The following is a 5711-nucleotide window of genomic DNA, read 5'->3' on the forward strand; positions in this document are numbered from 1 at the left end:
TCGACTTAGGTTTTTTTGTGGTTTAAAAATATAATATGTATTTATCTATTTGAATTAAAAATAATAAAGATAAACTTATCACCTACGTATTTCTTAAATTGTAGATGACAAGTAAGTATATTTATTTCTTCACATCAATAAGTTCAAAACGTTCGCAAACGAGTAACATGTCTTCAGAGAACTCACGACCAATTTCATTCAATTCTTTCGTAAAGAACTTTGTATGGGTGTTTTTCCAATATTCATAGGTCTGATTTCCTTCTCCTTCTGCAATAGCGAATTCTTCAGGGACCTCATTCATTGGTGTCAAAGTTACTTCTGTTGTTCTAATAATAGCTACAGGCTCATCATTGCTATTTAATATAATACTATAATCATTGGTTGTTGGAAGTGGTTCGTTTTCTAGTTCATAGAAGATATGCCCAGAGCATGTTGCTGTTTTTACACCATCAATTACTAATTGAGCAAGATAGTCAGGAGAGCACCCAAACTGCCATGCACTGACAGTTTGAGGTTTTTCATTCTTCTTCCAGTATTCATTCCAGTATTGCTGTGCTAATTGATTCATTAGTATCATTCACCCATTTCTTAATCGTCTAGTTAAATATCTCGTTGCTTATGATAAGATTCCGTTCGTTCATAATAGATGGTTTGTTTGATAAATTACATTTTCTGTATTGTTTTTAGAGTCAGGAAAAGGAAAGGGCTCAATAAATATGGTTTATATACTCGTGCTGATCATTTGTATCCATCTATTTAATAAACGTTTACATATGTTTATATTAAAGAATATTCAGAATAATGAAGTCAAGCTATTTTAAACAAACATCTACGTTTTTAAGATTAGATGATTCTTTTGGAATGATAAAACTAACATCTTTTATAAATAATTTGTTTAAATGCGTCTTTTTACTAAAATGAGGAATGCACGGTAGTTAAATAGGTATAATTGCAACTAACCGATACTCCTATAGAAATATCGGTTAGTTATTGTCTTTTTATCGGTGATCTTCATATGGTTATAGCAATACGAATACAGTGAATACAATAGCTAACAAAATGCGGTAATAGGCAAATGGCTTTAAACCTATTTTTGCTAGTAACTTTAGAAAGGTTACTACTGCTAGCATTGCTACGACAAAGGAAGTAATAAATCCTACTGCAAACATGGGAAGATCATTTATACTTAAATGTTCCCAACTCTTTAATAAGTCTAGACCTGTTGCTCCAACCATGACAGGAAGAGCTATAAGAAAAGAAAATTCTGATGCAGCTTTATAATTTACTTTTGCTAACAGTCCTCCAGACATTGTGGATCCAGCCCTTGAAAAGCCAGGGTATACTGCTAAACATTGAAACAATCCAATTGTTAATGCTTGACGGTATGTTAAATCATCTAATGAATAGGAGGTAGCTTCAGGTTTTTTAACTTCTGCAAAAATCATAAGAATAGCTCCTGCTACAAGCCCAATAACGACAGTATATGGTTGAAATAAGTATGTTTTGATCACATCATGTAAGAGTAAGCCAGCGATTACGGCTGGGAATACACCTAGGAAAACATGTAGTGCATTGAATTTTTTCTCTTTTTGCAGAAGAGGCCTAATGTTACATAAAGAAACAAGTCGTTTATGATATAAAACAGCAATAGCTAAAATGGCTCCTAGTTGTATAACAATCTCAAATGTTTTTGCTCTTTCTCCTTCAAAACCTAATAAGTGTCCGACTAATATAAGATGCCCAGTAGAAGAGATAGGTAAAAATTCAGCTAGTCCTTCTACAATACCGAGTATGAAGGCAATAATTGTATCGCTCATAATTTCACTCCTATTATATAAATGAAAATGTTGTAGGTAGACAGAGACATAGGTTGATATTCATTATCCTTATAAATCAATGGATATCAACCTTTTTAAAATAGAATATTGTTGCGAGAAAGCTGATAATAGCTGTAGCAGCGATAGCAACATAAGAATATTCTGGAGGATATGTCGGTTGCAATTCGTTATTTACTATATCTAGTGCAGCTGTCCAAGGAAACAAATCCTTGTGTTCCGAACTTGCAGTTAGAACATTTACCATTGCTACAACAATTGTTAATATAATAGGCGGAACATAAGTCTTCATTACAAGAGTTAGCAGTACAATAGGAGAAGATAAGATAAAAAGGAATCCACCGCCTAATAAAAATTTCACTAAAAATTGAAAAGATAAAGGGATGCTTAATCCAGGAAAACCTCCTAATAGCCCTAATAGTAAAGTTAGTCCCCATGCAACTATAGTTAGGATCATAATCCAAATAAGCAGAAGGATGAATTTGCTCATAATAAAGTTAAAACGTGATACAGGAATGGTTAATAAATTTTTTAATGTATTTTCTGTGTATTCACGATTAAAGAGATAAGCGGTAACGACTCCGTATAGAAGAACTCCCATAAATAAAATAATATACATATTTACATTAAGAAAAAGGGCATCGAAACTCGCAGGTGTAACGGATGGTTTTGTTTTCATTTCTATATAAAAGGCTAAAACGATCATAAAAGGTGCTACAGCTGCCCCAATAATACTAATCAAGAACATATTAGAACGTTTCAATTTTAATAGTTCTGTATATAGTAGATTAACCAATTGTTCCACCCCCAACCAATTTGGTGAAATAATCTTCTAATCTGTCTTCGCTCATCGTAATTTTTAATACTTCAATATCGCTTTGAACAAACGTTTTATTAATCTGCCCTTGTTGTCCGAAATGAGAATACACGCGGATATTTCCATCATCATGTACTTCGTAATCAAAAATATGAAATTGTTTTTCTAAAAGCATCGCAGCTTTATTATCATTGCTTACTTGAAATTCTAAGTATTTACGATTTGTTTTTCGAAGTTCATCAAGAGAGATCTCTTCTAATAACTTCCCTTTATGAATAATCCCCATATGATCTACTAGCTGTTCGACCTCAGCTAAAATATGACTGGAAATTAATATCGTTATGTTTCTTTCTTGTGCTAAAGATTTAATAAGTTTTCGCATTTCTTTAATACCAATTGGATCTAAGCCATTGGTCGGTTCATCTAGGATTAATAGTTCTGGATAATGGAGAAGGGTTCTTGCGATTCCTAATCGTTGTTTCATCCCTAATGAATATTTTCCTACTAGCTTTTTCGTTTCATGCTCTAGCCCGACAATTTCTAATGCCTCTTCAATCGCATTTTTTTTGTGAACTCCAATGATTTTGGCATTAATTAATAAATTTTCTTTTGCAGTAAGGTTTTCATAAAACCCTGGAACTTCAACGATAGAACCAATTCTTCTTAAAATTTCTTTTTGGTTTTTGAAAAAATCCTCCCCAAATATTTCGATTTTCCCACTTGTCGGTTTTATGAGGCCTAGTAGCATTCGGATTGTCGTTGTTTTCCCTGCGCCGTTTCGTCCGATAAAGCCGTAAATCTCTCCTTGATTCACATTTATATTTAGATTATCTACTGATTTTTGTTTGCCATAAGCTTTGGTCAAGTTTGTAGTTTTTATAATTGTATTGATGTTGAACACCTGCTTTCTATAATCTCTTAAGTACATGATAAAAAGAAGGATTTAACTGCTGCTTAATCATTTCTTAACTATTTCTTAAAAGTAGTTTGTTTAGGGATGGAAAAGCCAAAGGTTGTTTTTTTCCACGGAATACTTTCTACCCATATTTGTCCGCCGTTTTTTTCTACGAGAGCCTTTGCAATAGCAAGTCCTAGGCCACTCCCACCATGTGAGAGGTTTCTTGATTGGTCACTTCGGTACATTCTCTCAAATACGTTTTCTAAATCATCTGTTGAAATTCCAGGGCCTTTATCCCAAATGAGCAGCTGATATTCATTAATAGTTTCTAAAAGTTCGATTCCTATTACTTTTCCGGACTTTCCGTAGTATATAGCGTTTTTCATGAGGTTACCTATAACTCGCATAAGACTAAGAGAATCCGCCGTAACGGGACAAGGTGTTTCTGGGATGCTAACTAGTAACTCTATATCTTGTTTTGATAGTTCAGGTAAAAACTCAATGAGTGACTCTCTAGTAATCTCTGAAAAATCAAGTTGTTCTTCCTTTAATGAAAATTCATCAGCATCAAGCTTCGCCATATTAAATATTTCATCAACTAATTGTTTTAAACTATTTGATTTATTTGAGAGTATTTCAATATATTCCAGTTTTTCTTCTTCTGAAGTAGCAATACCATCTTTTAATGCGTCAATATATCCAATAATAGAAGTAAGAGGTGTTCGTATATCGTGTGAGATACTAGATAAAAGTTGTTTTCTAGCCTTTTGAGACTTTTTGGCCTCAACTTGTACTTTTTCTAGTTCGGTTATTAAGTCATTTATAGAGAAAATTATGTCATCTAATGAATGGTCGTTATTTGTATATAATCGTGTATGTAGATTGCCATTAATGGCGCGTTTTAATTTCGTAACCATGGACTTCCGAGTTTGAATAAAATGAAGTCTTGTAAAGAAAAGACTTCCTGTTATAACCATAAGGATAATGAATAAAATTAATTTTAATGTGTGAACCATATCTATAAATAGAAGTCCGGTGAGGATGATAAACTGCAATAGAATAAGATAGAGAACTTTATCACTCTTCATCCTTTTCACCTACAAATTTATAGCCAATACCCCATACAGTTTGAATAAACTTAGGATTTGAAGGGTCAATTTCTATTTTCTTTCTAAGTTTTCTAATATGTACCATAACGGTATTATCATCTTCTATATAGTTACTATCCCAAACATTGCGAAAGAGTTGCGTCTTCGTAAAAACTTGTTCAGGATTTGAGGCGAAGAACTTTAATAGTTCAAGTTCTTTTCCAGTTAAGGACACTTCTTTACCATCTATGTTAACTATGTACTTGTTTATATCAATTGTTAGTCCTTTGAATGCTAAGAGTGTGTTTTCTTGTATGTTAGCGTTACTTCCTAATACTAAAAAACGCCTCATGAGAGCTTTTACTCTAGCCACCACTTCATTAATACTAAAAGGTTTTGTAATGTAATCGTCTGCACCTATGCTTAGGCCTAAAATTTTATCTACTTCCTGATCTTTAGCGGTGAGCATTAATATCGGGATATTTGTTTTGTTTCTAAGTCTTCTACATACTTCGATACCATCAACTTTAGGCATCATAAGATCTAATATGATGAGGTTATATTTGTTTTGTTCAAATAAGTGAAGAGCCTCTTCGCCATTTATAGCGATATCTACTGTATAGAGTTCCCGTTCTAGATATTTTTTTAATAAATCTCGTATTTCTTTTTCATCATCTGCTATAAGTACACGGATATCTTCCATATTTTCACCTGCTTATTTTTATTATGTTATTATGATCTTGGTAATGAAAAATACAATAGTCATCTAATTATATACTATTAATTGTTAAAATAAGGGTGGAAATAGAGATTCGAATAGAGAGAAGGGATAGATGATAATACCTGCTAAAGGTTTGTCCTACATTAAGTAGAAAGCAAAGAAGCCGATTGGTGAAGACGAATAAGCTATAAAATGGTTAAAGCTTCATTTTATGGATGGGGAAAGTGAGTGAGAAGAAGGGGGATTTTAGGATACACTTATAATGATGTCTTAAAGAAGAGAAAAATTCATCAAAATATTTTTAAAAAGTTATTGACTATTATTATATAGAAGTGTAATATTATACGAGTCG

The 5711-nt window shown here is 32.6% G+C and carries 6 protein-coding genes; all 6 read right to left on the reverse strand.

Annotation, left to right across the window (positions count from 1 at the left end):
• Positions 1-121: 121 nt before the first annotated feature.
• The 6 genes from CN288_RS26690 to CN288_RS26715 all read right to left on the reverse strand — a co-directional run bounded on the left by CN288_RS26690 (position 122) and on the right by CN288_RS26715 (position 5341).
• Positions 122-568 (reverse strand): ASCH domain-containing protein, encoded by a 447-nt coding sequence (locus CN288_RS26690; RefSeq protein ID WP_026593421.1) that lies wholly within the window; start codon positions 566-568, stop codon positions 122-124.
• A 451-nt stretch (positions 569-1019) separates the two neighbouring features.
• The gene (bacA, locus tag CN288_RS26695) at positions 1020-1817 is read right to left on the reverse strand and encodes an undecaprenyl-diphosphate phosphatase (RefSeq protein WP_026593422.1); all 798 of its coding nucleotides are present in this window, start codon (positions 1815-1817) and stop codon (positions 1020-1022) included.
• Between the two features lie 76 nt (positions 1818-1893).
• Positions 1894-2631, reverse strand: coding sequence for an ABC transporter permease (locus CN288_RS26700; RefSeq protein WP_026593423.1), 738 nt, complete (start codon positions 2629-2631; stop codon positions 1894-1896).
• Entirely contained in the window at positions 2624-3553 is a 930-nt protein-coding gene (locus tag CN288_RS26705) for an ABC transporter ATP-binding protein (protein WP_090695773.1), read from the reverse strand. The genes CN288_RS26700 and CN288_RS26705 overlap by 8 nt, the downstream gene beginning before the upstream one ends.
• A gap of 68 nt (positions 3554-3621) precedes the next feature.
• A complete protein-coding gene (locus CN288_RS26710) occupies positions 3622-4638 on the reverse strand; it encodes a sensor histidine kinase (RefSeq protein WP_098303531.1) in 1017 nt (338 codons plus the stop codon).
• A complete protein-coding gene (locus tag CN288_RS26715; RefSeq protein ID WP_026593426.1) occupies positions 4628-5341 on the reverse strand; it encodes a response regulator transcription factor in 714 nt (237 codons plus the stop codon). Before CN288_RS26715 ends, CN288_RS26710 begins: the two co-directional genes overlap by 11 nt.
• Between the last annotated feature and the right edge of the window lie 370 nt (positions 5342-5711).

It is taken from the genome of Bacillus sp. AFS023182 (assembly GCF_002560575.1).
Lineage (GTDB): Bacteria > Bacillota > Bacilli > Bacillales > Bacillaceae_G > Bacillus_A > Bacillus_A arachidis.